Origin of the sequence: Pantoea cypripedii (genome assembly GCF_002095535.1) — a bacterium.
GTDB lineage: Bacteria > Pseudomonadota > Gammaproteobacteria > Enterobacterales > Enterobacteriaceae > Pantoea > Pantoea cypripedii.
This window is the reverse complement of the sequence record NZ_MLJI01000002.1, coordinates 1,081,851-1,108,243: the sequence shown is the minus strand read 5'-3', so window position 1 is coordinate 1,108,243 and position 26,393 is coordinate 1,081,851. Positions and strand designations below refer to the sequence as shown.

At 49.9% G+C, this 26,393-nt stretch carries 20 protein-coding genes; 13 read left to right on the top strand and 7 right to left on the bottom strand.

Annotation, left to right across the window (positions count from 1 at the left end; translation table 11 throughout):
* The first annotated feature begins 85 nt into the window (after window positions 1–85).
* From HA50_RS26370 to lptG, 5 genes are read left to right on the top strand one after another with little or no spacing between them, the layout of a single operon-like run.
* Window positions 86–1,423: a lipopolysaccharide biosynthesis protein gene (locus tag HA50_RS26370; protein ID WP_084879738.1), complete on the top strand. Its 1,338-nt coding sequence runs from the start codon at window positions 86–88 to the stop codon at window positions 1,421–1,423.
* On the top strand, window positions 1,420–2,256 hold the full coding sequence (locus HA50_RS26365) for a hypothetical protein (RefSeq protein WP_084879737.1): 837 nt from the start codon (window positions 1,420–1,422) through the stop codon (window positions 2,254–2,256). Before HA50_RS26370 ends, HA50_RS26365 begins: the two co-directional genes overlap by 4 nt.
* A gap of 41 nt (window positions 2,257–2,297) precedes the next feature.
* Complete coding sequence (locus HA50_RS26360; protein ID WP_084880262.1) at window positions 2,298–2,861, top strand: YtfJ family protein; 564 nt, start codon at window positions 2,298–2,300, stop codon at window positions 2,859–2,861.
* Window positions 2,862–2,880: 19 nt separating this feature from the next.
* Window positions 2,881–3,951: an LPS export ABC transporter permease LptF gene (gene lptF, locus HA50_RS26355; RefSeq protein ID WP_084879736.1), complete on the top strand. Its 1,071-nt coding sequence runs from the start codon at window positions 2,881–2,883 to the stop codon at window positions 3,949–3,951.
* Window positions 3,948–5,027 (top strand): LPS export ABC transporter permease LptG, encoded by a 1,080-nt coding sequence (gene lptG, locus HA50_RS26350; protein WP_084879735.1) that lies wholly within the window; start codon window positions 3,948–3,950, stop codon window positions 5,025–5,027. The genes lptF and lptG overlap by 4 nt, the downstream gene beginning before the upstream one ends.
* 62 nt (window positions 5,028–5,089) lie before the next feature.
* On the opposite strand, the gene HA50_RS26345 is transcribed toward lptG, so the two are convergent.
* Window positions 5,090–6,004, bottom strand: coding sequence for a helix-turn-helix domain-containing protein (locus HA50_RS26345; protein WP_084879734.1), 915 nt, complete (start codon window positions 6,002–6,004; stop codon window positions 5,090–5,092).
* A gap of 1,026 nt (window positions 6,005–7,030) precedes the next feature.
* Here HA50_RS26345 and HA50_RS26335 point away from each other — a divergent pair.
* Together HA50_RS26335 and HA50_RS26330 are read left to right on the top strand one after the other, a co-directional pair.
* On the top strand, window positions 7,031–8,101 hold the full coding sequence (locus tag HA50_RS26335; protein WP_084879732.1) for an LA_2272 family surface repeat-containing protein: 1,071 nt from the start codon (window positions 7,031–7,033) through the stop codon (window positions 8,099–8,101).
* Between the two features lie 213 nt (window positions 8,102–8,314).
* A complete protein-coding gene (locus HA50_RS26330) occupies window positions 8,315–8,737 on the top strand; it encodes a GNAT family N-acetyltransferase (protein ID WP_084879731.1) in 423 nt (140 codons plus the stop codon).
* 428 nt (window positions 8,738–9,165) lie between these two features.
* Here HA50_RS26330 and HA50_RS26325 read toward each other — a convergent pair whose 3' ends face one another.
* From HA50_RS26325 to HA50_RS26310, 4 genes are read right to left on the bottom strand one after another with little or no spacing between them, the layout of a single operon-like run.
* Window positions 9,166–10,374 carry a pyridoxal phosphate-dependent aminotransferase gene (locus HA50_RS26325; protein WP_084879730.1) on the bottom strand — a complete coding sequence of 403 codons (1,209 nt, stop codon included), beginning with the start codon at window positions 10,372–10,374 and terminating at the stop codon, window positions 9,166–9,168.
* Entirely contained in the window at window positions 10,374–11,003 is a 630-nt protein-coding gene (locus HA50_RS26320; protein ID WP_084879729.1) for an RraA family protein, read from the bottom strand. Before HA50_RS26320 ends, HA50_RS26325 begins: the two co-directional genes overlap by 1 nt.
* The gene (locus HA50_RS26315) at window positions 11,003–11,665 is read right to left on the bottom strand and encodes an RraA family protein (protein WP_084879728.1); all 663 of its coding nucleotides are present in this window, start codon (window positions 11,663–11,665) and stop codon (window positions 11,003–11,005) included. Before HA50_RS26315 ends, HA50_RS26320 begins: the two co-directional genes overlap by 1 nt.
* A complete protein-coding gene (locus HA50_RS26310) occupies window positions 11,662–12,330 on the bottom strand; it encodes an RraA family protein (RefSeq protein ID WP_084879727.1) in 669 nt (222 codons plus the stop codon). The genes HA50_RS26315 and HA50_RS26310 overlap by 4 nt, the downstream gene beginning before the upstream one ends.
* A gap of 106 nt (window positions 12,331–12,436) precedes the next feature.
* On the opposite strand from HA50_RS26310, the gene HA50_RS26305 reads away from it, so the two are divergent.
* Window positions 12,437–13,327: a LysR family transcriptional regulator gene (locus HA50_RS26305; protein ID WP_084879726.1), complete on the top strand. Its 891-nt coding sequence runs from the start codon at window positions 12,437–12,439 to the stop codon at window positions 13,325–13,327.
* Window positions 13,328–13,567: 240 nt separating this feature from the next.
* Window positions 13,568–13,891: a gamma-glutamylcyclotransferase family protein gene (locus tag HA50_RS26300; RefSeq protein ID WP_084880259.1), complete on the top strand. Its 324-nt coding sequence runs from the start codon at window positions 13,568–13,570 to the stop codon at window positions 13,889–13,891.
* Between the two features lie 417 nt (window positions 13,892–14,308).
* On the opposite strand, the gene HA50_RS26290 is transcribed toward HA50_RS26300, so the two are convergent.
* Window positions 14,309–15,244, bottom strand: coding sequence for a 2-hydroxyacid dehydrogenase (locus HA50_RS26290; RefSeq protein WP_084879724.1), 936 nt, complete (start codon window positions 15,242–15,244; stop codon window positions 14,309–14,311).
* Window positions 15,245–15,256: 12 nt separating this feature from the next.
* Window positions 15,257–16,567, bottom strand: a complete 1,311-nt coding sequence (locus HA50_RS26285) for an MFS transporter (protein WP_084879723.1) — start codon at window positions 16,565–16,567, stop codon at window positions 15,257–15,259.
* Between the two features lie 544 nt (window positions 16,568–17,111).
* Here HA50_RS26285 and HA50_RS26280 point away from each other — a divergent pair.
* From HA50_RS26280 to HA50_RS26265, 4 genes are all read left to right on the top strand, one after another.
* On the top strand, window positions 17,112–17,573 hold the full coding sequence (locus HA50_RS26280; RefSeq protein WP_084879722.1) for a hypothetical protein: 462 nt from the start codon (window positions 17,112–17,114) through the stop codon (window positions 17,571–17,573).
* A 355-nt stretch (window positions 17,574–17,928) separates the two neighbouring features.
* Complete coding sequence (locus tag HA50_RS26275; protein ID WP_084879721.1) at window positions 17,929–19,005, top strand: alpha/beta fold hydrolase; 1,077 nt, start codon at window positions 17,929–17,931, stop codon at window positions 19,003–19,005.
* A 101-nt stretch (window positions 19,006–19,106) separates the two neighbouring features.
* Complete coding sequence (locus HA50_RS26270; protein WP_084879720.1) at window positions 19,107–20,726, top strand: methyl-accepting chemotaxis protein; 1,620 nt, start codon at window positions 19,107–19,109, stop codon at window positions 20,724–20,726.
* Window positions 20,727–21,091: 365 nt separating this feature from the next.
* A complete protein-coding gene (locus HA50_RS26265) occupies window positions 21,092–26,380 on the top strand; it encodes a hypothetical protein (RefSeq protein WP_084879719.1) in 5,289 nt (1,762 codons plus the stop codon).
* Window positions 26,381–26,393: the final 13 nt, after the last annotated feature.

The following is a 26,393-nucleotide window of genomic DNA, read 5'->3' as shown; positions in this document are numbered from 1 at the left end:
ACTGATGTCTGATATACATGCAAAGCGGGTCGGTACCCGCCTGGCAAATGCTAACAGATGTGGTGAGTTCGACTGGATTTTTACCATGAAACATTGGTTTACCGATGGCGCGTTTCGTACCATCCTCCGTAACGCTGCGTATCTTGGTTCCGGCAGTGTAGCGAGTGCATTGCTCGGTTTGCTTGCCCTTTCCTGCGCCGGTAAAGGCATGTCCCCGGAGATGTTTGGTGTGCTGGTCGTCATTCAGGCCTACACCAAAGCTGTCAGTGACTTTATCAAGTTCCAGACCTGGCAATTTGTGGTGCAATTTGGTACGCCTGCACTTGAACACAACAACACCCAGCGTTTTAAGGATGTCATTAAGTTTTCCTTCGGCCTGGATATCGCCAGTAGTGTTATCGCCATTATCGGCGGGATGGCGCTTTTACCTTTCCTGTCACATGCGTTGGGATTAGACGAAAAAAGTTTCTGGCTGGCCATTCTTTATTGCACATTAATTCCGTCGATGACTTCATCCACGCCAACCGGTATTTTACGTGCTTTTAATCGCTTTGATCTTATTGCGGTTCAGCAGGCTATCAAGCCATTCCTCCAGGCTCTCGGCAGTGTCGTTTCTTATTATTTCAATTTGGGATTTCCCGGATTCGTTATTAGCTGGTATGCCGCAAACTTAATCGGTGGCTCTTTGTTCTGGTGGTTCGCTGGCCGTGAGTTAAAACGCAGAAATATTCACAACGCCCTGAAGCCAGAACTCTTTTCGGCAGCACGTCGTATCGAAGGTGCGTGGAATTTCGTCTGGACGACCAATTTCGCCCACACCATTTGGGCTGCACGAAACTCCTGTAGTACGGTGTTGGTAGGGGTGGTTTTAGGGCCAGCCGCAGCCGGATTATTCAAAATTGCGATGACGTTCTTTGATGCTACCGGCACTCCAGCAAAATTGATGGAAAAGAGTTTCTATCCGGAAATCATGCGCTTAGACCCGCGCACCAACAAACCCTGGTTACTTGGGCTGCGTTCTGCTTTGTTAGCCGGTGCAATTGGCATTGCCGTGGCACTGTTAGTTGTGGCTGTTGGTAAGCCATTAATCTCATTTGTGTTTGGCTACAAATATCTGGAAGCGTACGATTTAATCCAGATTATGCTGGGTGCCATTATCGTTTCCATGCTGGGATTCCCTCAGGAATCGCTGTTGTTTATGGCAGGAAAGCAGCGTGCCTTCCTTATCGCACAGACGCTTGCCTCGGCCTCGTATATAGTTCTTTTAGTTGTGCTTTCTCATATTTTTGGCGTTCAGGGAGCCGCTTTTGCCTACTTTGGTGGGCAATGCTTAGATGTTCTTTCGTCCCTTATCCCAACATTAAGCGCTTACCGTAAACGCTATTCGCTGGGGTTTAATGTCCCCAGAGAGAGTAATACATGATTGACAATAACCCGATGACAAAATTCTCCGCTGAAACCATTGATCTACTCTTCACTGCGGTTGAAGAGGATGACATTGTCGATAGTAATATTAGTTTACCACAACTGATTGATCTGCAATGTTCTCCGGACAAAATCCGCAATAACTATGCGCTATGTCTTCAGTTCTGGGAGGACGGCTTTACACGTCAGGAGCTGGCAGGTTTGGTCGATGCTTTTCTGGCAAACCCTGACTTATCAACTGCCGTGCGCATGCGCTATAAATACATTCGCGCGCGTTATAAGCATTTACGTTTCGCCCAGCGTCTGTACAGCAAAGCGCATGAATCAGGACGCCTTTTCCATATCACTACGGTTATGCTGGGGCATTTCCAGGACGCATTCCGTAATGGGAATAAAGCCAACCTGAAATATTATGGTTTTATCTTACGTATTTTCCTGAGCAAACCAGTGTGGTCACTGATCCGTTATTCTCTGCGTCACATTCAGCTGGAGACTGAGCAAGGTTTCATTGCTTATCGCCAGGAACAAATGCGTGCGTTGCGTGAGCTGGTCGCTAATACGAAGTTAACAGGAAGACAATTTCATGATGTGCGTAAAATTGTCAGCCAGCAAGTTTCGTTTTACGACACCCTCAGGTCGATTGACCCGGATAACGCTGAAGCTTTTCAGATGTCCCGCTTTCTTGCCGCAATCAATGGGTTAATGGGAGATAAGCATGATGAGATGGTGGCGGATAAACTGTCTGGGAAAAGATCCTATGATGAGCCAGCTGCGTTAGATGTTGATATTCGTCAGCGTCTGGAAGTGCTGCTCACCAGTTACCCAATGTAATGCTTCAGGCCAGTGATGCTCAGGTCAGGACGGGATACTCAATGATGTTACGAAGATTCATTGCCATTATACTTCTTGGGTGTCCCTTCTTTGTGTCAGCCCATAACTTTGTCTATGGTCAATCAGTCCCCAGGGTCAACATTACTGACCGTGGCGAATTATTGTTTGACGACTCAGACTTCAGCTATAAGCGCTGGGATAGCACCGAACTTGCCGGAAAAGTTCGCGTCATTCAATATATTGCGGGTCGTACTTCAGCCAAGAAGAAAAACTCCATGCTGATAACGGCCGTTAAAGATGCCGAATTTCCCGAAGATCGATTTCAGCCGACAACTATTGTGAATACTGATGATGCCATTCCAGGGTCGGGTTTCTTCGTACGCGGTAAAATAGAAAAAAATAAGAGACACTATCCGTGGGCGCAATTTATCGTCGATAGTGACGGATTAGCACGCAAAGCATGGGGTCTTCCGGAAGAGAGTTCAACGATTATTGTGCTGGATAAAAATGGCCATGTTCAATGGGCAAAAGATGGTTCATTAAGCCCTGAAGAAGTGAATCATGTGATCAATCTGCTGGGTCAATTGATTGAACAAGACAAATAACAGGAGATTTCCATCGTTTATGTACCTGATTGAACGCTACATCATCGCTGAAATTGGCCGATTAGTGATGATCATTGTTGGTTTTCTGATCTTCATGTTTGCCTGCTATTCTTCGCAACGTTACCTGACGGAAGCGGCGAACGGGACACTGGCTTTGAGCGTGGTGTTTGATGTCGTTTTCTACAAGGTAATCATCGCATTAGAGATGCTCCTGCCTATCGGCTTATATGTCTCTATCGCTGTTGCGTTGGGCCAGCTTTATAATGATTCAGAAATTACCGCTTTATTTGCTTCAGGTGCAGCACCAACCAAAATTTATAATTCCGTTCTGGTTCTTGCCATTCCTTTAGGCATCCTGGTGACGGTCCTGTCTTTGTATGGCAGACCCTGGGCTTATGCAAAAATTTATCAACTGGAACAACAATCGCAATCTGAACTGGATGTCAGCCATTTTCAGGCAAATAAGTTTAATACCAGCGATGATGGAAGAATGGTGCTGGCTTCGCGCATCAACAAAGATGAAAATCATCTGACTGATGCACTGATTTATACCAACTCTGGCGGCAAGACCAGCGTCTATCGGGCACACTCTGTGGATGTGATTGACCCTTCGCCATCAAGTCCTTCCGTGCTGCTTCGCTCCGGTACCTCGTATGTTCTGGACCGCACCGGGACCTTTGATAAAAGACAGACTTTTACTAACCTGAAGATGGATCTTAAGCCAATTATCCAGAATATAGAGGTTCGCCGTAAGTCGGCTTCGGTGGCCGAGTTAGCCCGTTCTTCCGACCCCGGTGATACTGCGGAATTACAATGGCGACAAAGTCGTGGCATTACCGCGGTTCTGATGGCTTTCCTGGCCATTTTTCTCAGTAAAATTAAACCCCGGCAGGGTCGTTTTTCCACCCTGCTTCCGCTGACGATTATGTTCACGGCTATTTATTATGGTGGCAACCTCACCCGCACCCTGGTTTCTAATCACTCCCTGCCCGCCATGCCTGGTTTGTGGGTGGTTCCTTTCATCATGCTGATCGTCGTTTTGCTATTTATTGCTCACGAGCTGTCTCTTTTGAAGAGATTGTTTCGATGAAGATTTTTAGTCGCTATCTGATACGCAATGTTTTCATCGGCTTTGCCGCCGCTGCCGGATTATTGATCCCTCTTTTTAGTACCTTTAATCTGATTAACGAACTCGACGACGTCAGCACGGGCGGGTATCGCTGGTCACAGGCACTGATGGTGGTGTTAATGACGCTACCAAGGACATTGATTGATTTAGGACCTTTTATTGCGCTGCTGGGTGGCATCGTCGGACTTGGACAACTGTCTAAAAGTCTGGAATTGACCGCAATTCGATCTGCCGGTCTGTCCATCTTTCGCATCGCGATGATTGTCTTATGTTCTGGTATCTTCCTGACGCTGTCACTGGGTGCATTAGATGAATGGGCCGCTTCGCCGTTACAACAGCAGGCATTGCAACTGAAGCGTTCAGCCATCGCCCATTCAGGCCAAACTGATAGCTCCGTCAATGCCTTATGGGCACGAAAATACGATGAATACGTGACGGTTAAAGCTTTAGATGAACATCAGCAACCTGTCGGCGTTGAGATATTCCACTATAAACCGGACCTGTCGCTGGAATCCTATATTTATGCTGAGAATGCAACTATTCAGAGCAACGGCATGTGGATGCTTCACAACGTTAATCTAAAAGAATGGAATGAGGGTGCAGAAACGACGCAAACCAAAGAGAGTCTGCCGTGGTCCCCGATTTTTGATGGGATGAGTTTGACTGAGTTAACTATGCCGGGTGAGAGTTTTTCTATTCCACAACTGCAGCGCTACATTCGTTATCTGAAGAATACCGGACAGCCCAGCGAAGAGTTCCAGATTGCACTATGGCAAAAACTGGGGCGACCCATTTTGATTCTGGCGATGATTTTGCTGGCGGTTCCCTTTACTTTTAGCAATCCCCGTTCACCGGGCATGGGGAGCAGATTAGCGATAGCGGTGATTGTTGGCTTGCTGACCTATATAAGCTATCAAATCACGCTCAATTTAGGCTTGTTATTCTCTATCAATGCCGTGCTTGCAGCCCTGGCGCTTCCGGTTGTATGGTTGATTGCCGCATTAGGATTGGTCTATCGTTTTGACCAACTGCATTAGATTTCAGATTAAAATAAAAGCGCATGATTCACATGCGCTTATTTTGATATCTGGCACCGCGTTTACGCTATAACCGGTATTGTGGGTGAGATTAGCGTTTCCTGGTCATGATGGCGTACGGGTATAAGATAGTCGCAAAAGATCATATCTGGCAGTTCAGAGGACTTCCTGTTTTGGTCGGTATAGTATCGCTCAACATCCATACCTCGCCGCCGTATCAATCCTAATGTCGGCAAGCTGGTATGATAGAGTTTTAGAATAAAATCCTGAAACTCTGAACATTTACCATAGTAGCCAAATTGGGCATAGAGCCCCTTTTCAACCACAATCTCATCATATCTGTCATAGGATGTGTCCATATCCTCTCTGAGCATACCAATACCATAGAACAATATCTGTTCATCATAGGTGCTCAGTCCAGGCATGACTTTATCCACGCCATAAATAATCCCCGGCAGTGTGCGATTTCTATCAATAATCTCCTGCCAGAGTTTTTCACGTATCACTCTTCGGGAGTGGGAATACGTATCCAGGGTGCTGTGATACTTTCCTGTTACCGCATAGATCCTGAATTCGTCCAGCTCCACAAATGATACCGGAGGTAGTTTTTCATCTTCCAATACGATCGGTGGTTTGATCCCCTGAGCATCCCAATCCTCAGCACGACGGTAACGCGCAGGCGTTTCTCCGAATTGGTTCTTAAATGCCCTGGTAAAAGATTGTTGTGAATCGAACTGATACATATCGGAGATATCTAAAATTGACCGGCTGGTCAACCTTAATGCAATGGCAGATTTAGACAGCTGACGGCTTCTCACGTAAGACCCCACATTCTCACCCGTCACCTGCTTGAACATCCGTTGCAAATGCCATTTTGAATAACCCGATTTCTCTGCAACGTGGTCAATTGACAACGGCTGAGTCAGGTTATCCTCAATCCAGACAAGCAGCGAATCGATAATCTTGTATTGTCTCATAATCCTTACCACCACGATAATGCACAAACATAATGCGCTGAAGATAATCAGTTGATTTTCGAGTTTTACTGTTATAGTTTTTAGGCAATGAACTGCAAATATGAATAGCGTTGATTCATTATTTAAACGTTGTTTTCTAAAATCATCATTTTTATTGTGACTGTATAAAATGCATTTTACGTTTCTCTCGGAACAAATCAATCCATCCGTCAGTAAAGTGTTAATTTGTTTGTCAATTTGTATATATTTAATATTTAATCATTTTTTCAATTGGTTAAAGGGCTAACTTGTAGGAAAAAGTCCATTTATCAATCATCTGCATTTTCTCTGCATAAGGAAAAAACAAAGATTTCAACAAGTTACAAAAACGACAAGTTTTAGAATTTTCATCTGCACACCCGGAAAATCGCATCAAATATTAAAAAACTTCCCCACATAAGTTCATGCTTTATCATTTTGCTGGTCAGAAATTATTCTTAACCTGTTCAGGTTATAATGAGTCTGTAATTTTGTCTTCTGCTTAACAGCGTAGAGAATCGCATTAATTGGCAATTTCTCTCCATAGTGTTTTGATACTTTCATTTTGCACTGAGTGGTAAACCCCTGCAATGATCCTGAATGCATCCCTCCGATACTCTCATCATTGCCCACTCCTTACCACCACGTTTATTACTCAGTGCACCTGATTTCTCTCCCGCTTAAAATCCGCATTTTTCAATATTATTTTATGTCTATCCATCTTACCCATTCCTGCGCAATTATTACCCTGCCATCCAAAACTCTCCTCTAATTTTTATTATATCATGCTGATCTATTCACATTGTGCTTATTTACAGGTTGCGACATTTTTATAAAATCACACTTCTCAGTGAGTTAAGCACATTTCGGTAAGCTAACAATGAAAGGCAGCAGTCATTATAATAATACAGACAAGAATTATTTGTTTATTTAACCACCAATAAACTGCTATCAACACGTTATTGTTAGTCGTTCTTCGTTGAGAGCAGTTAATAAGAGAAATCAATTATGAAAACATCAAGAATAGCATTGGCATTATCGACAATTTTATTTGCTGGCATGAGCCAGGCCGCGCCTGTGCAAGTATCCTCGTTTGGTAATGTGCCTAATGATCGCACTGTGAATGGTTTTCATGGATCTTTTTTGTACAGTGATACTGGCACAGTAAATGGTTTCGATCTGCCGATTCTTGGCTATTCCGAACTTGACCATCTGAACGGATTGCAGATTGGTGCAGCCGCAGGTTCTCATATTCGTAATGGAATGAACGGTGCAGCGATCGGCCTTTTTAACTGGCACGGTGGTCAAGACAATGGCCTGAATATCGGCCTCGCCAACCAGGTTGGTGACCTCAATGGTGCAAATATTGGGTTGTACAGCCGCACTGAAAACGTAACCGGTTTCAATCTGGGTCTTGCCAATATGACCAGGGATGTGGACGGGTTCAATCTTGCCGGTATTGCCAACTATAGCCAGGGTAATATTCGCGGTCTGAACATCAGCCCATTCAACTGGACCGAGGGCAAAACCACGGGTGCCAATATCAGCGTTGCCAACCACACACGTGATATGACCGGTCTGAATGTCGGCGCGGTAGCGAACTGGAGTGAGGGTGACATTACCGGCCTGAATATTGCTGCGGTTAATAAATCGCAGAATGTTGTCGGGGCTAACATTGCAGCCTTCAACTGGTCAGAAGATATGACCGGATTAAACATCGCTGCCATCAACCGTACTCATAATGTGACCGGTGCAAATATCGGTGCGGTCAACATTATGGGCAATGTGACAGGTTTCAACCTGGGTGGATTTAACTTCACCGGCGATGTTACAGGCCTCAACCTGGGTGGTATTAACGTCGCCAAAAATGTTGATGGTCTTAACCTCGGCGGCATTAACTTCTCGCAGTCCAGTACCGCTGATATCGGTGCCATCAACTACGCTGACAGAACCACCTTCCAGTTTGGTTTAATCAACACCACGAAAGATCTCGAAGGTTTGCAGATTGGCCTTATCAACGTAGCAACCAACGCAGCCATTCCTGTGTTGCCGCTGGTGAACTTCCATCGCAGCTTCTAAAAGATGTCCTGAATGCGCCTGGGCACGACTGTGCTCAGGCGTACTTAAAAGGTATAAAGCGCTCAAATCATCCTTGTATTGCCCTTATTCACTGCTGTCTGGCTGCATTAGCCGCAGCCCCATGAACATGATAAGTTTGGATATGATGGCTTACTCTTCGTGCTGACGTTTTTTAGTCAACTCTTAGGAAGAGAGTTAAAAAGGGAGATACATATGGAGATTGAAATAACGTCATCCATTACCGACACGGATAAAAATGAACTCTTCAGAGGCTTAAGAAGCTACAACGAACAGTTTATCTGTACTGGTGATTGGGGGCAGTTTGGCGTTTATGCGCGAAATGAATCAGGTGAAATGGTTGGTGGGTTAATCTCATCACGTAAAGGATTATGGCTATGTGTTGATTACTTATGGGTAAGCGAATCAACCAGAGGCAGTGGCATAGGTGGCGAACTTTTACGCGCCGCAGAACAGGAAGGTGCGAGAAATGGATGTAAGCACAGTCTTGTGGACACCTTCAGTTTTCAGGCACTGCCGTTTTATCTGAAGCAAGGCTATGAAAAACAAATGACTTTACCCGACTTTCCTCAGGAAGGGATGCAACGACACTATCTGATAAAAACAAATATTTCTTAAATGAAGAAACCTCTTTTTAGATGAGCTGAGGTATCAATACCCCAGCTTAATTCAGCATTGCCCCTGTGGTCGGTAAAGAGCTATACCGGCTGGGTCAAAGCATTGTCCACCCGTTCCCGAGAACCGATGAATGATCCGGCATAACATGTCACTATCATTGCTGAATACGGTCATCCAGACACTCCAGTAACCCTGTGAATAAGCAGTATCACTGATTTGTTTACGAAGATCCGCAGTATCGTTTCGTGCCAGACGTCTTTTGGCAACCCTCAGCCATGTCCCAGGCTTCCCTTCGGTTCATCCACCGCCTGTCCGACGCATCGTCAGTATCAGGGCGTTTATCAAGACCGACCAGGGCGGGAATTGGGGAACCGCTGTTTAGGGTGAAGTGATAAAGCAGGAAGAGGCCATTGCCTCTTCCTGTAATCTCAGCAGACTGCTGCGCAGAATTCGATGATCAACTGACAGGCTTTTTCCAGTGACGCGTCATCAATGGCATAGGCAATGCGGATATAAGGCCCCAGACCAAAGGCACTGCCGTGTACCACAGAAACGCCCTTTTCCTCCAGCAGCGCCGTTGCAACATTTTCGTCCGACAGGAGCAGTTGACCGCCCGCCGATGTGCGCCCGATCAGGCCACTGCAATCCGCAAAGGCATAAAACGCGCCCTGAGGTATGTCGCAGTGCAGGCCCGTTGCTAAGTTCAGCATTTTGACCATCATGTCACGTCGCGTGCTAAACGCCTGCCGCGAGGTGGTCAGAAAATCCCGAGGACCGGTCAGCGCGACCAGCGCAGCATACTGCGAGACAGAGCAGGCACCGGAGGTCTGCTGCCCTTGTAATTTTTCCATCGCATTGATTAACCATAATGGCCCGGCACAGAAACCAATGCGCCAGCCGGTCATCGCCCATGCTTTCGAAACGCCATTCATGGTCAATGTGCGTGATTTAAGCTCAGGCACCACTGCCGCAAGGGTGGCAAACTCGATATCGTCGAAGATTAAATGCTCATAAATATCATCCGACAGCACCAGAACCCGTGGATACTGGCGCAACACCTCCCCCAGCGCGCGCAGTTCATCCCGACTGTATACCGCGCCAGTGGGGTTCGACGGGGAATTCAGGATGATCCAGCGGGTGCGCGGCGTAATCGCCGCTTGCAGCAGTGCGGGCGTAAGTTTAAAACCACTCTCCTGTCCGCAGGCCACCGTTACTGGCGTCCCGCCGCACAGTTGCACCATCTCCGGGTAGCTGACCCAGTACGGAGCCGGAATGATCACCTCATCCCCGTCATTCAGGGTGGTGGCCAGCGCGTTATAAATAACCTGTTTACCACCACTGCATATCAGCGTTTCCTGCCAGCTGACATCCAGAGCGTTATCGTAAAGAAATTTCTGCGCCACCGCCTCACGTAACGCCCGCAGACCGGCAACCTGGGTATAGCGGGTGTGTCCGTTCTGAATTGCCATGATAGCGGCTGCACAAATATGTTTCGGTGTGGGAAAATCAGGCTCGCCAGTGCTCAGCGAAATGATGGTCCGCCCCTGGGCTTTCAGCTCGGCAACCTTATCCATAATGCGGTAGGTCGCTGAGGGCTTCCCTCTTTCCAGATATCGATTCAGCTGTTGCGTCTCCATTATTTATCCCTCCAGTGGCTCAACCCCATTAGCTCAACCGTTGTGCTGCCAGCTTCCAGTTTCTGCATCATCGCCCGCTCTTTCTCCTCGCGCTGTTCCGCCTCTGCCAGAACACGGGAGACTTCCGTGGCCGGAATAATGACGACGCCATCATCATCAGCCACCACCAGGTCGTCCGTGGCAACCGGCACACCACTGAACATCAATGGCTCGCCGATCGATTGATAACTGGCTTTGATGGTGCCCCGCACGGCAACGCCGCGAGCAAACACCGGAAAATGACGATGGAGAGTTGCCGTAATATCACGGACACCGCCATCAATGATCAACCCCTTCACGCCCGCGGCCTGCGCGGCGACAGTCAGCACTTCGCCCCAGTAACCGGCAAGGAAATTCTGCGTCGACACCACCAGTACGCTGCCTTTTGGCACCTTTTCCAGCGCCAGATGAATACCCAGGTTATCGCCGGGGGAACAGGCCAGCGGGTAAGCAGGCGCTGCCACGGTCATGCCACGCCAGATATTGCGGATCTCTGGATCCAGCGCACAGTTAAGACCGGAGGCTTCAAACAACGTTGAACTGCCGAGCTGTAGCGCCCGGCTGGCTTGTTGTTCTGAAAAAATCGGCATCAGGCTTTCCTCTGTAAAAGGTGATAGCCAAGTTCTTCACGCACCTGACGCAGCGATTGACCGGCACTGATTGCCTGGCGAATGGCCGACTCCGTGGCTTCGATAGCCTGCGCAGTAGCCGCAACCTCCTCTGCTCTGGCTCGCGGTACCACGACCACGCCACTGGCGTCAGCAATCACAATATCGTTGGCTGCAACCCGCGCACTGCCAATAGATACGGTCTGGTTAATGGCACAGACCTGAACGCGGTCTTTGCCGGTACGCATAAAACGTCCTTTCGAGAAGATCGGATAACCCTCAGCCAGCGCTTTATGAACATCACGACAGACGCCATCAATCACCGTCGCAGCGATACCCTTGCTACCCGCCAGTTGTGTCATGATGTCTCCCCAAACGGTGCAGTCAGTACGTCCGTTGTTGTCGATCACCACAACATGACCTGCGGGGACATCATCAATGAAATCCCCCACGGTGCCTGGCGGATGACCGGCAGTCTCGTAACGCACGGTATAGGCCAGCCCCACAACAGGTTTGGTATAGTTATCCAGTGGCATCACGCCGTAGCATTGTCCGGCAAGACCAAGTTTATCCAGCGCATCCGATACGCTTGCAGTATCCAGCCCGGCAAACAGCGCGATGAGTTTCTTATCGTTATCGTTCATGAGTTTTCCCCGGTGTTGATTGCCTCGAACTGACTGTCATGCATCACCCGGGCGACAGAACGCCCTGCCCGCACGGCGGCAACCATGCTGGCCTGACGGTGAGCAATTTTTTCCCCCAGTGTCACCACGGCCTCAATCTGTTGTGTCGGGATAAAAACGGTACCGCAGCGGTCGGCTATCACATAGTCATCCTCCTGCACCATCACGCCCGCCATGCTGACAGTGGTGCCAGAGGCAACCTGAATCACGCGGTTGCGCGCGCTGATCATGGTGATGCCCCGGCCATATACCGGATAACCAATCCCCTCACTGCCGTCGATATCTCGGCTCATGCCATCCAGTACCGACCCGCGAATCCGTTTGCCCTGCGCAGCATTGGCGATGATGTCGCCCCAGCAGGAAATCCCCTCTTGCCCCCCAGCAATAACCAGCACGCGATCGTCGGCTGTGATGGCATCAATCACTGGCGTGATCAGATGGACCGTGGGTGTGTTCCCTGTTTTGGGGCCGAGTTGAATGGTGCTGGCGCGGCCCACGATCTTTGGACAGTCCCATAACGGGCGAAGCCCATAAGTGGCGCCGGGCAGTTCCAGAAAATCGAGGGCATCAGAAACCGTGTTGGTATCCAGCAAGGCAAGTCGGTCTAGTAAGGTGGGTGATGACATGGCGCTTTCCAGTGTGGGTTGATTTTCCAACACTATTCAACGACCATCACGATAGGTAAATTTCGTATTTCAGATAGTTTTAATATTAAAAATATATCGGAGTGCCATGATCAATTTCCGTGTACTGCGCCATATGTGGCTGTTTCTCGCCGTTGCTGAAGAAAAACACTTTGGCCGCGCAGCTAAGCGTCTTGGCATGACCCAGCCACCACTGACTCAGCAAATTCAGGTGCTGGAAAGCTCGTTAAAGATTCAGTTGTTTGATCGTACGCGTAAAGGGGTGCTGCTCACCCCGGCAGGCCAGGCGATCCTGCCTGCGGTGCGCAAGTTTGCCGAACAGGTTGAGCGTCTTGAGTTAGCCATCCACGAGGCCGTGGCCGGACATACCGGCGTACTCACCATTGGTGCCATCAGCACGGCCATGCTCGATGTGCTCCCGGCTTATATTGAAAAGATGAGGGTGATTGCACCGCAACTCACACTATCAGTGAAGGAAATAGACAGCGCGGAGGCTATACCGCTACTGCAAAGTGGCGATATCGATCTGGCCTTTGCCCGTCTTACCGGCGAACTGGGCAACGACATCCATTCGCTGCCATTAGCCAGCGATAACCTGGTGGTAGCCCTGCCGCATAATCATCGTCTGGCGGGAAAAAGCCGTGTTGCGCTTTCCGCCCTGAGTAATGAGGAATGGGTGATGTTTGCGCGCCACCTCAGCCCGGTATTCTTCGACAGCATCACATCGGCATGTCGCGCCGAAGGTTTTTCACCTCGCATCATTCATGAAGTCCGTTCGGTTGCCTCGCAAATTGCGTTTGTCAGTTGCGGCCAGGGCATTGCTCTGGTCCCGGCAAAGCTTGAGCGTGTGTCACCGGCCAATGTGGTAATCCTGCCGCTGGAGAACGATATTGAGGTGGTCACTACCGCGATGGCGTGGTCATCTGCGCGCGTGAATCCTTCGGTAGAAAAGTTTATTGGCGTGGTGAAGAACACGTAAAGCATTCTTGCTGACTACAGAACAAAAGTTGAATTTAACAAAATTTCCAGCCCTGTAAGGCTGGAGAGCATCAAGTTATTTTGTTGTTACTTCCAGATTATATTTAACGACCTTATTGCCCTACCCCATATGATGAAAAACACCCTGCAATATCATTAGCATATTGCTATAACATTTTCTTTGAATTGGACAATGCTGCCGTAGCCCTCTACTTTCGATGCTTTTACGGAGGGTTAGATGGTGGAAAGTCTGTTCGTATATGGCACCCTGGGACCGGGTCGCCCCAATGCGCATATTCTGGAAGAAATCGGCGGCCATTGGTTACCGGGCCATGTTTATGGCGTGCTGCATAAACAGGGATGGGGAGCGGATATGGGTTTTCCCGGTATACGCCCTGACCAGGCGGGCGAAAAGATTGAGGGTTTTCTGTTCCTCTCCGAAGCACTCGCTCATCACTGGGATAAACTGGATACCTTTGAAGGCGCGGAGTATGCCCGAACACCTATTGCAGTCACTACGGCAGAGGGTGAAATCATTAACTCTTACATCTATGCGCTGAGGTAATCAGCAGAAGCCGCATTTCGGTCTCCTGTAAATTAGCGATTATCAAGACAAGGATATCTTCGGGCCCGCGCGTTCTGGTTAGTATCGGAAAAGCCACCTCATCATGAAGGTGGCTTTCCTCGTTTTTTTCATGGCACAGCCCACCAGCTGTCATAATACGCCTGTACTGCGCGCGATGCCGACGTAGGGGGAGATAACTCAAATGTATGATGTAACTAAATGCAAGCCGGAAACAGAAACTGGTTTGCTTCAGGCGGTGAAAACTGTGCGCGTTTCCGGCCCGAATATCCTGCCGAGCGCCGTCCGGTTTTCTGGCCGATAAATATGCGTATAGGGAGAATCGGACAATGACGGAGCCATTAACCACGGGGATAAGCATCCTCTCACCGGGCAGCGATTTCCGCTGCCCGCAAGATATCAGGCAGGAACCGGCGTCACCAGTGGCTCGCCAGCAAACCACGCATTAACGTTTGCCATTACCAGCTGTGACATTTCCCGACGTGTCTCCCAGGTGGCACTCGCCATATGCGGCGTAATCACCACGTTATCGCGCTGCCGCAACGCCACGGGCACGTTTGGTTCATCCACAAATACATCCAGACCCGCACCCGCAATCACCTTATTGTCGATCGCTTTAATCAGCGCCGCTTCATCAATCACACTGCCACGGGAAATGTTGATGAGGATCCCTTCAGAACCTAATGCTGCCAGCACCGCCTGATTGACCAGCGCTTTTGTCTCTGCCCCACCGGGAACACACACCATCAGAAAGTCACTGTCCTGGGCGAGTGATTGCAGATCCGCAATATAGCACCACGGCAACGTGGTTAGCTCGGTGCGATTGCTGTAGGCAATTTCCATATCGAATGCGCTGGCACGGCGGGCGATCGCCTGCCCGATACGCCCCATGCCGATGATACCCAGGCGTTTGCCGGAAACTTTGCGCGTCCACTGGAAACCGCCTGACGACCAGTTCCCCTGCTCGATAAAACGCTGTGCGGCGACGATTTGACGCGAGGTGGCCAGCATCAGGCCAATGGCCAGATCGGCGACATCATCGGTCAGCACACCCGGTGTATGGGTGACAGCCACACCAAAATCGCGGGCTGCTGAGACATCGACACCATCATAACCAACGCCAAACACGGCAATCAGCTTTAACCCAGGCAATGACTGCATGAACTCGCGTGTCACTACCGCTTCACCGTTAGTCACCACCGCAGTGACCTCACTGGCAATGGCGGCGAAATCGGGAGCAGTCATGTTCGCCAGCTCATAGAGATCATAACGCTCACTCAGTTCCTGCGTCAGGGCATCTGGCAGACCGGCTTGTTTCAGGACTTTCTGTTTCATGTTGTTATTCCTTTATGAAAGGCGGGAAGCCGCACGTTTACTGACATCAGGCTGAGACGGACGCGAAATCATAATGCCGATAATGCCTCCAATAATCAGGGCCGCCGCGACAATCATTAAACCGTAGTGATAACTGTTGGTGGCATCTTTGATTTTGCCAAGAATGGGCGGCAAACCAAGGCCGACAAAGTTGGCGACGGTATTAATAAATGCGATGGAGGCCGCTGCCGCCACGCCAGCCAGTTTTTCGGTGGTGACCGCCCAGAAGATTGGTGTCAGGGCAAAATTAAAGCCGACAGTCAGGACCAGCATTACATAGGCAACCAGCAGATTACTGGAATAAATAGCCAGGGTTAGCGATAAACCTGAGAGGATTAACGGTAAGCCCAGGTGCCATGAACGCTCATGGGTGGTATCTGAGTGACGGCCATTAAAATACATAAACAGGCAGGCAAAAATAAACGGTACCGCAGCAAGCAGACTGATGACGATATTGCTCTGCTCACTGGCCATACTTTTGATGATCAGCGGCAGGAAAAGCGTTATCCCTATTGAACCAAACGCCTGCAGGAACCAGACCAGGCTCAGTAACAACACGGTCTTATTTTTCAGCGCGCCTAACCAGCTATGCTGCGCACCAATTTCAACACTGGCGTTATCGCGCGCCAGCTGCGTTTTCAACCAGCCCTTTTGTTCTGCTGATAACCACGCGGCATGGTCAGGAGATTGCGGCAAACGCCACAGCACCATAATACCCAGCGCGACCGCCGGAATACCTTCCAGTGCAAATAACCAGCGCCAGCCCGCAATGTCAGCAAAACCATGCATGTTCAGGATGGTGCCGGAAATGGGTAGCCCAATAATGGAAGCCATCACAGAACCCATATAGAAGAATGACATGGCGCGGGCGCGGTTACTCTTCGGAAACCAGCAGGAAATGTAATAAATGATACCCGGTGTAAAACCTGCTTCGGCCATTCCTAACAAAAAGCGCATCACATAGAGCTGCGTGGGAGTCTGAACCAGCGACATTCCGGCGCTGACGATGCCCCAGGTGATCATAATGCGCGCAATCCATACTCGCGCACCGACTTTCGTCATGATCACATTGCTGGGAATTTCGAACAGGATGTAAGAGATATAAAACATCCCGACACCCAGACCATACATACTGGTACTCAGACCCAAATCGGCATTCATTTGTAATGCAGCGATAGAGATATTGGTTTTGTCGAGATTGGCAACGAAATAACAGATAATGATAAACGGAATAATTTTCGTATTGAGTTGCTTTAGGGTAGCACCGTACAGATCGTTGTTCATGAAACAAACCTCGATTAAGATTTAAACAATAACAATCCCTCTGACCGTAATCAGCATCTTTTAATTTAATGATTAATCAATGTGACATTACCTGAGTAACACACGCCGGTATTGATTGGATCTATTCAATGACGTTTCCTCAACCTCTGCACCGGGTTACCTGTTGATCTTACTACGCTTCCGTGTCAGACAATTTAAAGTCAAGTAAAATCAATATCATAAAAAAATCCCCTCACCGTTTGATGTTGAGATTGTAGTACAATTTATATTTATGGTACTGCAATTTAGATCACAAAAACGACAACTCATGGATGTGAAACCCGGTTGTATCTGCTCTTGCCAGAGAGGGAAAAGTCAACCGCCATCAAAAGTCTGCTGTGGCGAAGAAAGTGCAAATGTGACAACGCGTGGAATTTTTTGTTCTCTTTTTCCAATCTCAGCGGCGTATTGAATAATCTGTGCCATACTTTAACTTTCAGCAATTTCATAAAATCCGTTACAACAATAAATCACCTCTTTTTCGATTGGAGTTTAAAGAATTTTAATGCCGTTAAAAGACCGATTTTGCTTTGTTAAAACAAAAGACAAGCTGGAACCACACTATAAAAACATTGTGCAATTTGCACTTGAACATGCCAGCCTGTCAGGGCGAAATTTACGGGTTTGCGTTCCTGTGAAGGCTTCCTGCGAAGAATATTTAACCAAAGCGTTTGATGAGCCGACCTATAGAATACTGCATAGCAAAAAGCAGATTGTGGTTTCAGGCGTTAAGGTCGGGTTGTTCTCCACACAGACACTCAGAAAAGAACATATCCTGCTTGATGCCATCTACCTGGTTTTTCTTCCGAATGCAGACTTACTCAATGCCATAGAAACACAAGGCCGCAGAGCCACTGTCATTGTGTTTAGCGAATCGGATAAAGAAGGCCAGACAATCAGTAATTGGGTGAACCGCTACCAGCCCAAGCCTGTGCGCCTGAGACAAAAAAAGACGCTGGCAGTGTGAGTAAGATAAGCCGGTAATTTGTGTTAAAGGACTCTTCAAATCGGCAGATCAATGCTCTGCCGTATTTAGTCAAGCCTGAATAATAATGCCACGCTTTAGCTGTTTAATTCCGCTATGCGGAACTGGGACCGTTTTGCGTAATCAGGACTGAACTAACCACCTGAAGCAAACTGCAGAATTAACACCCGGTTGTATTATCCTAAGAACAACCAGATAAAAATCGTCTTGTTAAAACTCAAAAAAGAAGAGAATTGTCTTTTTTTTCCCCGATGCTGTTGATGTTCATTGGGATTTTTCTTTATTGAAACTAATATCTGACCTCCAGGGGACCAAAAATAACTTAAGAGTTACTTTAATGTTTAATCGCATGATATCAGGCGTGGCAGGTGCCATTCTGTTAACTTTATCACCATTAACTATGGCAGCCAGCGCATTACCGACACCGAAAGAAGCGGATTGGGTCGCCAAAGAATTCACCTTTAACAGCGGCGAAAAACTGAAAGATCTGCGTATTCATTATTTCACTTTGGGCGATCGCAATAAACCAGCGGTATTATTACTTCACGGTACTAACCAGCCTGTTAGCGCATTACTGGCTCCGGGATTCGCTGGCGAGTTATTTGGACCGGGGCAGGCGCTGGATATCAGAAAATATTTTATTATCATCCCGGAAGGTATCGGCTCAGGTAAATCATCCAAGCCTTCGGATGGCCTGCGGATGACATTTCCGCACTATGATTATGACGATATGGTGACGGCCCAATATCGCCTGATTAAAGAAGGGTTGGGTATTTCTCATTTACGCCTGGTCATGGGTTATTCAATGGGCGGTATGCAGACCTGGCTATGGGGAGAGAAATACCCGGCGATGATGGATACGCTGGTGCCGATGGCTTCGCAGCCTAATGAATTGTCCGGACGTAACTGGATGCTGCGCCGTATGTTGATTGAGTCCATCAAGGGCGACCCCGCATGGGCGGAAGGCAATTACCACCAACAACCTCCTGCGCTGAAGACCGCCAACATCATGTTCAGTATTGCCACGACGGGCGGCACGCTGGCTTATCAGCACAAAGCGCCAACGCGTGCGCTGGCAGATAAGCTGGTCGATGAGCGTCTTGCTGCCCCTGTCACCGCAGATGCTAACGACTTCATTTATATCTGGAATTCATCAGCGGATTACAATGCGTTGCCAGATTTAAAGCGCATTAAAGCGCCGATGCTGATTATCAACTCAGCGGACGATGAACGTAACCCGGTTGAGACCGGTATTCTTAAGGGTGAATTGCATCGGATTAAAAAAGCTGAATTGCTCCTTATTCCGGCCAGTGCCGAAACCAGCGGACATGGCACTATGATGCAGGCAAAATTTTATAAACAAAAACTCAAGACTTTCTTAGCCCACGCGCCCAAAACGCAGGAAAAGCGCTAAGTCAGCCACCTGACAGGAAGTAACCATGTTACTTCCTGTTTTTTTATAACGGACTTGTTTTCCACAGCATTCATCATTCAATCGTTAGCAGGGAATACTCTATGTTTCGTAGAATAAAAATCCGCACTGCACTCAGCATGATGGTTTTTTCACTGACTGCATTGCTATTGTTCGTGGGCGTTCTGGGATTAGTTGCCGTGCAGTCAGGGAATAAATCCTTTGCTACCGTCGATACCGAAGTATTACCGGGTCTGGTGGCACTGAATGAAAGTTCAGAACTGTTATTACGCGGGCGACTGGATTTACGGTTGTATGAATCCCTGATGGGCAGCGGCGACACTGACAAAGCCAAAGTCGCGCTGGAACGTGCCAGGGGCAAAATCGATGCTGCCAGCGCGAAGTGGCAGGACTACCTGAAATACCCGCAATCCGCTGGGGAGCGCCCGATTGCCGCTGAAATGGCGTCCACCCGTGACGCGCTAATGAAAGAGTTTATTGATCCGGCTTTTGCCGCTCTGGAAGCGGGAAAACTGGACGAATATCGCCAGCGTGCCGGAAAATCGACGGCACTGTATGGTGCCTTTGATAAGGCATCAAAAGCCCTGGTGGCTTTCAAACTGAAAAGCATCGATGTGGCCTACGATGACTCCAGCGATCGGGTAAAACGTATGGAGTTTACCCTGTACTTTGCCATCGCCTGTGCGCTGGTGCTGGCCGCATTGGCCTGGTCGGTGATGACCAATCTTATCGTCAAACCATTAAATCATGTGATCACGGTGTTTGACCGTATTGCTGAAGGAGATCTGCGTGCGCGCATTGATATCTCGGGTAAAAACGAGATAGCTCAGCTGTTTGCCGCCGTACAGCGTATGCGTGATGGACTGGAAAACATGGTACTGATGGTGCGCAACGGCACGGATGCTATCGGCTCAGGCGTAGAAGAAATCGCTGCCGGCAATATCGATCTGTCCAGCCGTACCGAACAGCAGGCTGCATCACTGGATGAGACGGCCTCCAGTATGGAGCAGATTATGGCGACAGTGAAAAACAACGAAGACAATACCCGTAAAGCCAATTCGCTGTCGCAGAAAGCCTCAAACTCTGCTTCCCGTGGGGCAAATGTGGTGTCTGAAGTGGTTGCCACCATGAGTTCAATTGAGAAAAGCTCGGCCAAAATTGGTGACATTGTTGGTGTTATCGACGGCATTGCATTCCAGACCAACCTGCTGGCACTGAATGCGGCTGTCGAAGCGGCACGCGCCGGTGAAGCAGGACGTGGCTTTGCCGTGGTGGCTTCGGAAGTGCGTGTCCTGGCACAGCGCAGCGCCACCGCAGCGAAAGAGATCGGCACCATGATCAATGACTCGCTCAGCAATATCGAGCAGGGTTCGGGCCTGGTGAAAGAGGCCGGGACGACCATGAATGAAGTCATGCTCGATGTGAAGAAAGTGGTCGATATCATGGATGAAGTGATGCTGGCCTCCGGCGAGCAAACCCGCGGCATCTCGCAGATCAATATCGCCATCCAGCAGATGGACGGTGTGACGCAGCAGAATGCCTCGCTGGTGGCCGAAGTCGCCACCGCAGCCAGTTCCCTGCAACAACAGGTCGTGAACCTGCAACAGTCGGTGACACGCTTCCAGGTCGATAACGATCAGACCACGCTGGCCACTGACCTGTATACGGGATCACAGGATATGGCGCTGATTAGCATCAATTAAGCGGTTTTAGCTCAGAACTGACAGTTATCGTTGATTGATGCCGGTAACTGTCAGCTTAATCATTCCCTTCGCCCGACTTATCCCTCTCTGATTTTTATGTCCCTGGCCGCTGTGACATGAATATTCATCTGAAATCACACCCTGCTCTTTGCCACAGCCGAAGCATTGTCGGGCAGTTCTCATAAATTTATCAGAGCAGACCCTCGTCGGGTCATCCAGGCTAGCTTCAGCTTAAAAGGAGGAAAGCGATGCCTATTGGACCCACCCCTCATGGTACTTCCAGCATTCCCAACAGTTTTGCGTCATCATCTGCCAGTCCACAAAGCACATGGCCACTTCGGCTGATACATAACGCCTGCGCCTGCATGAAATCCTTGTGGCCGACCCTGCCTGCCATTCCCCAGGACGCAGCATTACAGGAATTTAATCGCCTGGCCGGTGGAAGCGGATTCGATGATTATGATGCGTTGCTGGCCGCTATCCGCAACAGCCTGCACGACTTCCTGGCGCAACCCGTTGCCCGGCCAGCCAGCGCTCCACCGCTCAGCTGGCAACGGATGTCTGACGATGTGCGGACATTGCTGGCCGCTAAATACCAGGGATTTTGCGATGGGTCGGCAATCCTGCCGATGCAGGTGTTATTGAGCGACGCGCAGGTGCTGGCAAGGTTACACATGATTCTTCCCTTTCTCAGCGATGCCACCGTCCTGGCGCAGCTCCCTTCCCGTTATCCTCATCTCTATCATCTTCTGATGCGGGAAATTTTTCAGGCAGATAATAAGCCATTGATGGAGCCCGTACCCGGCGCGGGCAAACAATTAATCGTTCGCACCCTTGCCACGATTTATCCCTTACCGGCGCTGCTTATCCAAGTTATCAACGCCGTCAGACTCGCGCCGGTGCAGGGCATCAAACCCCTGCTGCAGGCTGGCGATCAATACGCGACCGGCAGATGGCTAAGCAGTGGCCGGGATGATGCCTGGCATCCGGCCCCCATCACGTTCCCGCACCTTATTACCCACTGGCGGGACTGGTCGTGTCGTCAGATCTCCGCATTTTTATCCCCTGTCGCACCACCAATAGAACCCCCCGCACCGATGGTCATTACGCTGAAGTTAACCGCTAACTCGGTACTTAACCATCAGCATCACGGCCAGCCCCTGCGGCTTGCACCCCATAGCTGCGCTGACTTTCTGCGGCCCGATCAGCAATATCCCCGCTGTGCAGCGGACCACCCCGTTACGCTTATCAATGACACCGCCCCATTGCAAGGTCGTGGCGTCGTGACTTTCGAGCATTTTGTCGCCACCAACAACCAGGGTTTGGTGCAGGAAGGCACGCGTATGGTGACCAGCGAAGCTGCCGTGATCATTTACGGTTGCCACATCCCGCAGAGACAAAGCCCGATAGCGTTACATCAGCTGCAAAGGCAAATGCGCCCCTGGCCGTCGCCTGCGCCACAAAAAAAGACACTCACCACCGCGGTGACGCCTGTCATTGGCACCTCGTCCTCAGCAGGGGGCTGGATTATATCCAGCGTACATGCCGAAGAGACCACCGCCTTATACCAGCCTGACTGGTGGAAAGTGGATAAGCGCGGCTTCGCTGCCGGTTTTGTTCGTAAGCTCGAATTTGAAACCGAACCTGCGCCAGCCAGTACGCCTAAAACCATCAGTTGGCCCGGCTGGGTGGCGACTCACTCCAATGCACCGACTTGTATCGTTGCCCCTGCACCACTCACGGCCACCAGCCTGCGAGATATGATCAATCAACTCAGCCAGCGGATTGAAACATTGCCGACGCAGCAACTTGCTGATTTGCTGGGTGAGACGACGTTTCTGACCGCCTGTGACCGCCTCGTGTCATGGGATAGTCAGCACCATAGGCTACATATCGATCCGGTCCAGGCCGCAGATTTTATTGCCCGTCTGCCCGGTGTGGCGACGTTTAAACAGGACCCGGCAGCGATCAACGCCTTCGTGCATTCCGCCAGGGGCCGCGCCGCACTGGCACGCCGTTTGTTGCTGGCGTTAGACCATAGCCTTGATGCCACTGGCCGCCCGTTGCTGATCAGTCTGCAACAATTCAGCCAGCACATAAAACCGGCCACTACCACCTATCACGATCTCGCCGCGGTGCTACAGGATATGGAGCAGGTATTTAGTGGCCATACGCGCAAGGCAATTGCCGTGACAGTCAGTGAGCGACAAGCCCAGGATAAGCTGGTGGCCAAGCTGGATTTTCTGATGCTGACCATGATGAGGCAGGAATATCCGATGCTAAAACTTTGCGACCACCCCGATCTCGCCAGCGAACGTTGCCTGTCTCTCGCCGGGTATCAGCGTGCCGTCGCCGCGCACGAAATTCAGGACGAACAAGTCCTCAATCAGGCCAGCGGGGAAGATCTGGAAAGATTCGGTTCACAACTGATGTATCGCCGCCCGGAACCCGCCTTGCTGGCTGAGTTTGCCGCCACAGATAAGCTGTTCTTTAACCCCAGACAGGGGATGCACCATTATCTGACCGGGATGCAGCTGCAACAGCAGCAGCTTATCCACTACCATTTGCACGCCAGCAGGCTGAGAGAACTGCTCAGGCATCCCAACGGCAATACGGTTGCGATCACCGAGACCTACCATGCGTTACGCACCACCATCAGTGCATGGTATCAACAGGTGCTGGAAAATCTGTCTGCTGACGACCAGGCGGTTTATCGCGCACAAGGCATACAGATGTTTATGGTGCGACTGGAGCACAGCAGCGGTGACAACACCGAGACCTCCTGCGTCGGCTGCTATCTATACGCCAGCGGCGATCTCACCTCACGCGCCCTCTTTATGACGCCGATAGCCCCGATGAACAGACCGGGACATCCAGGCAGCTTTGATGCCAGCGATGAATTCAGCAGCCGCGAACAGGCACAATCGATGCTCAATGGTGCTGGCAAAGTGGATATGTTGACCCGGCTATCCCCGGCCGCTTTGCCGCATGTCGCCCGCTATCGCTTTCTGGTTGATGTGCCAGTAAGAATTAACCCTGGAAACATCAGCGACGACTGGCCGCAATGTGCCGCAGCGATTGCCCGGCAGATCAGCGAATATCAGTTCCCCACCCTCCCTGCTGCCCTCTCCCCTACGGTACAGCCGCCCAATCTGCTGGAAATATTGTATGGCTTAAATCCCGTCACTCGTTGCTACAACGCGCTCAGGTCCGCCGTGCTGGGAGAGTCGCTGAAAAATAGGGCGCTGAAGTTCGTGGGTTGTGCCATCAGCATCCTTCCTGAAGAGGAAGCCGCGAGTGAGATCGAGCAGACTGGCGTGTACGCCCTGAACTCGGTTTACCACTGGCTGGTGAATAGCGTCATGGACCATCCGGCCCTCCCCACCGTTTCCCCGCTCGCTATCACGCGGGCTGAAGCTGCCCTGGTGGATGACAGCCTGGTGGGTGCAAAACTCTGCTCAACCGCTGCGTTTCAGCCTGTCTTCGGCAGGGAACTGCTACGGCGCTCGCTGCCGCTGAACGATCTGCCCAGGGGTTATCATCTCACCGGCGTAATCTGGGACGAATTCACCGATCAGTTGCATTGCAATGTCACCACGCCCGCCGGGGCAAAAATTTACCTGCTGGACCAGAAAAATCAGTATTTATTGCCGCAACCGGAAACCGCGCCGCCAGTCGGGCTAAGCATCCCGCTGGCCGAATTCTGGCCAGCGCTCAGCGAGCAGCGGCTCCCGGCCTTAATCGCCAGCTTATCGCCCATTTCGTCGCTGCCATTGAGGTTCAGTGAGCATGAAGCAAACCACCCTGAACAGGATATCGTCTATAACCATCTGGATCCCGACAGCTTTCCAGCCGACTGGCGCTACCAGCGCAGCTGGATAAAAACCGATCCGCATGAGCAACTGATTGTTGAGTTCAGAAATGCCTCCGGCACCACGGTCTATGTCCAGCCGAACCATGCCGGTCAGTGGCGCAACTGGCAACCGGCAACCCCGCTGGTACGCCAAAGCCGTGATACCGTTTCGCCTGAGCCGCTGTTTTTTGATGCCCTTACGCCTTCCTCCAGCGGCTATCAAACCGTAGCGCCTTATGCTTCGTCGGCACGTGTCGAGGCGGTAGAGGAAGTGGCGCGCCTGCTTCCGCAGATCCCGGCTCCACTGCTGTTAAAAAAGATCCATGTGAAATCCCTGTTTCGCAATATCGCTCCCCGGCTGCACCCCACCTTTGCTCAATTCGGTGACGGTGCCGCGAAACGTCTGGTGGAAGAGTTAGGCACATGGCGCAAACCGCTCACCGATGGCGCCGTCAGAATAGTAGAGGAAGTTTTTGGCAATTATAAACTCGTTCATTATGAGAAAGGGAATAGCGCTATTGATGCTTTTGTGGTGGATATGGAACACGTTTTGGCTGAAAGGAATAAGATTGCCGGGCGTTACAATGATTTCCTCATTAAATATCATAAATATTATCAGGCGTTGAAAAAGCTGGAACACATTATTATCGACGAACAATCAGCGCTTAAAACATTTTTAACCAAACTTAAGAAAACCCTACTCCCCAGCCCTTCCCCCTTTATTCTCAAAACTCTCGATGAAGAACAATTACTCAGGAAGTATCCGCAGGAAGTCGAAGCGATTAAGAATGCCATACACGAAGTCCATTACAGTTCCGACCTGGCACTCACCATGGTGAACCCAAATGAAAACCCCGGTGGCATGTTGAAATATATGAAAATGTTCTTTGTAAAAAGAAACATCGACAGCAAGGACGTGGCGTTTTTTCAGAAAAACTTCGTCAGCATCCTGGAAAAAGCCAATGCGCTGTCGCTCGACAAAATACATATCGTTGAGGATCGTTTTCTGAGCGATGGGCGGATCCCCGCCAACTGCGCCAGGCTGGCATTAGAAAAGATGCTCCTGGGCACCAGCGTCGTCGGGTATACCTCAAGTAAGGATGATTACCAACGTATCTATTTAATGTGGCATGCCTTAAAAGAAATGCCCGCCAAAGAAGTGGCCAATGTGTTCCTTCATGAAGGAGAACACAGCGCCATGAGCCATCAGGGTGAGGAATATATCGGTGCGGAAGTGTATCTGGATACAGGACATCCGCTAAAAAAACTGACCAGTCGCGGCATGAGCGTGCTGGCAAAAAACCTGATGTCTGACGTGAATGTTTTCAAAGATTATCTGCTGGAAGATGATCAGTTTCTCGACGCCTTCCTGACCCATTTTTATGCTTTTACCCGCGACCCGGCGATGAAAGAAAAAATATATCATTTCCGCAGCCGCTACCTGCCAAATAAACTCACCGCCAGCAACAATAAAAGTAAAGAAAATAAGGCAGATAAATACCACCTGTTTACGCCTATTGTCGAAGCAGCGTTCTTTAATATTAAATATATGATTGAATTTACCCTGCGCAATGCGGACTGGCTGCTCAGTTTCATTGGCATGATGTTGGGTTATGCGAAAAAACACGCCCGCCCGCTGGTGCATTCTGTGCATAAACGCGAGGCAGAAGCCGAGCAAGCCGCGTCGTCACCGGCTTTTTACCACCAGCTGGCAGGGGCTAATGCCACAACGGACATCGCCCATAGCTTATTTCGGCAGTTTTTTGCGATGTACGTCAGAAGCAGCGTACTGGAGGAATAAGCTGCCTGGTCAA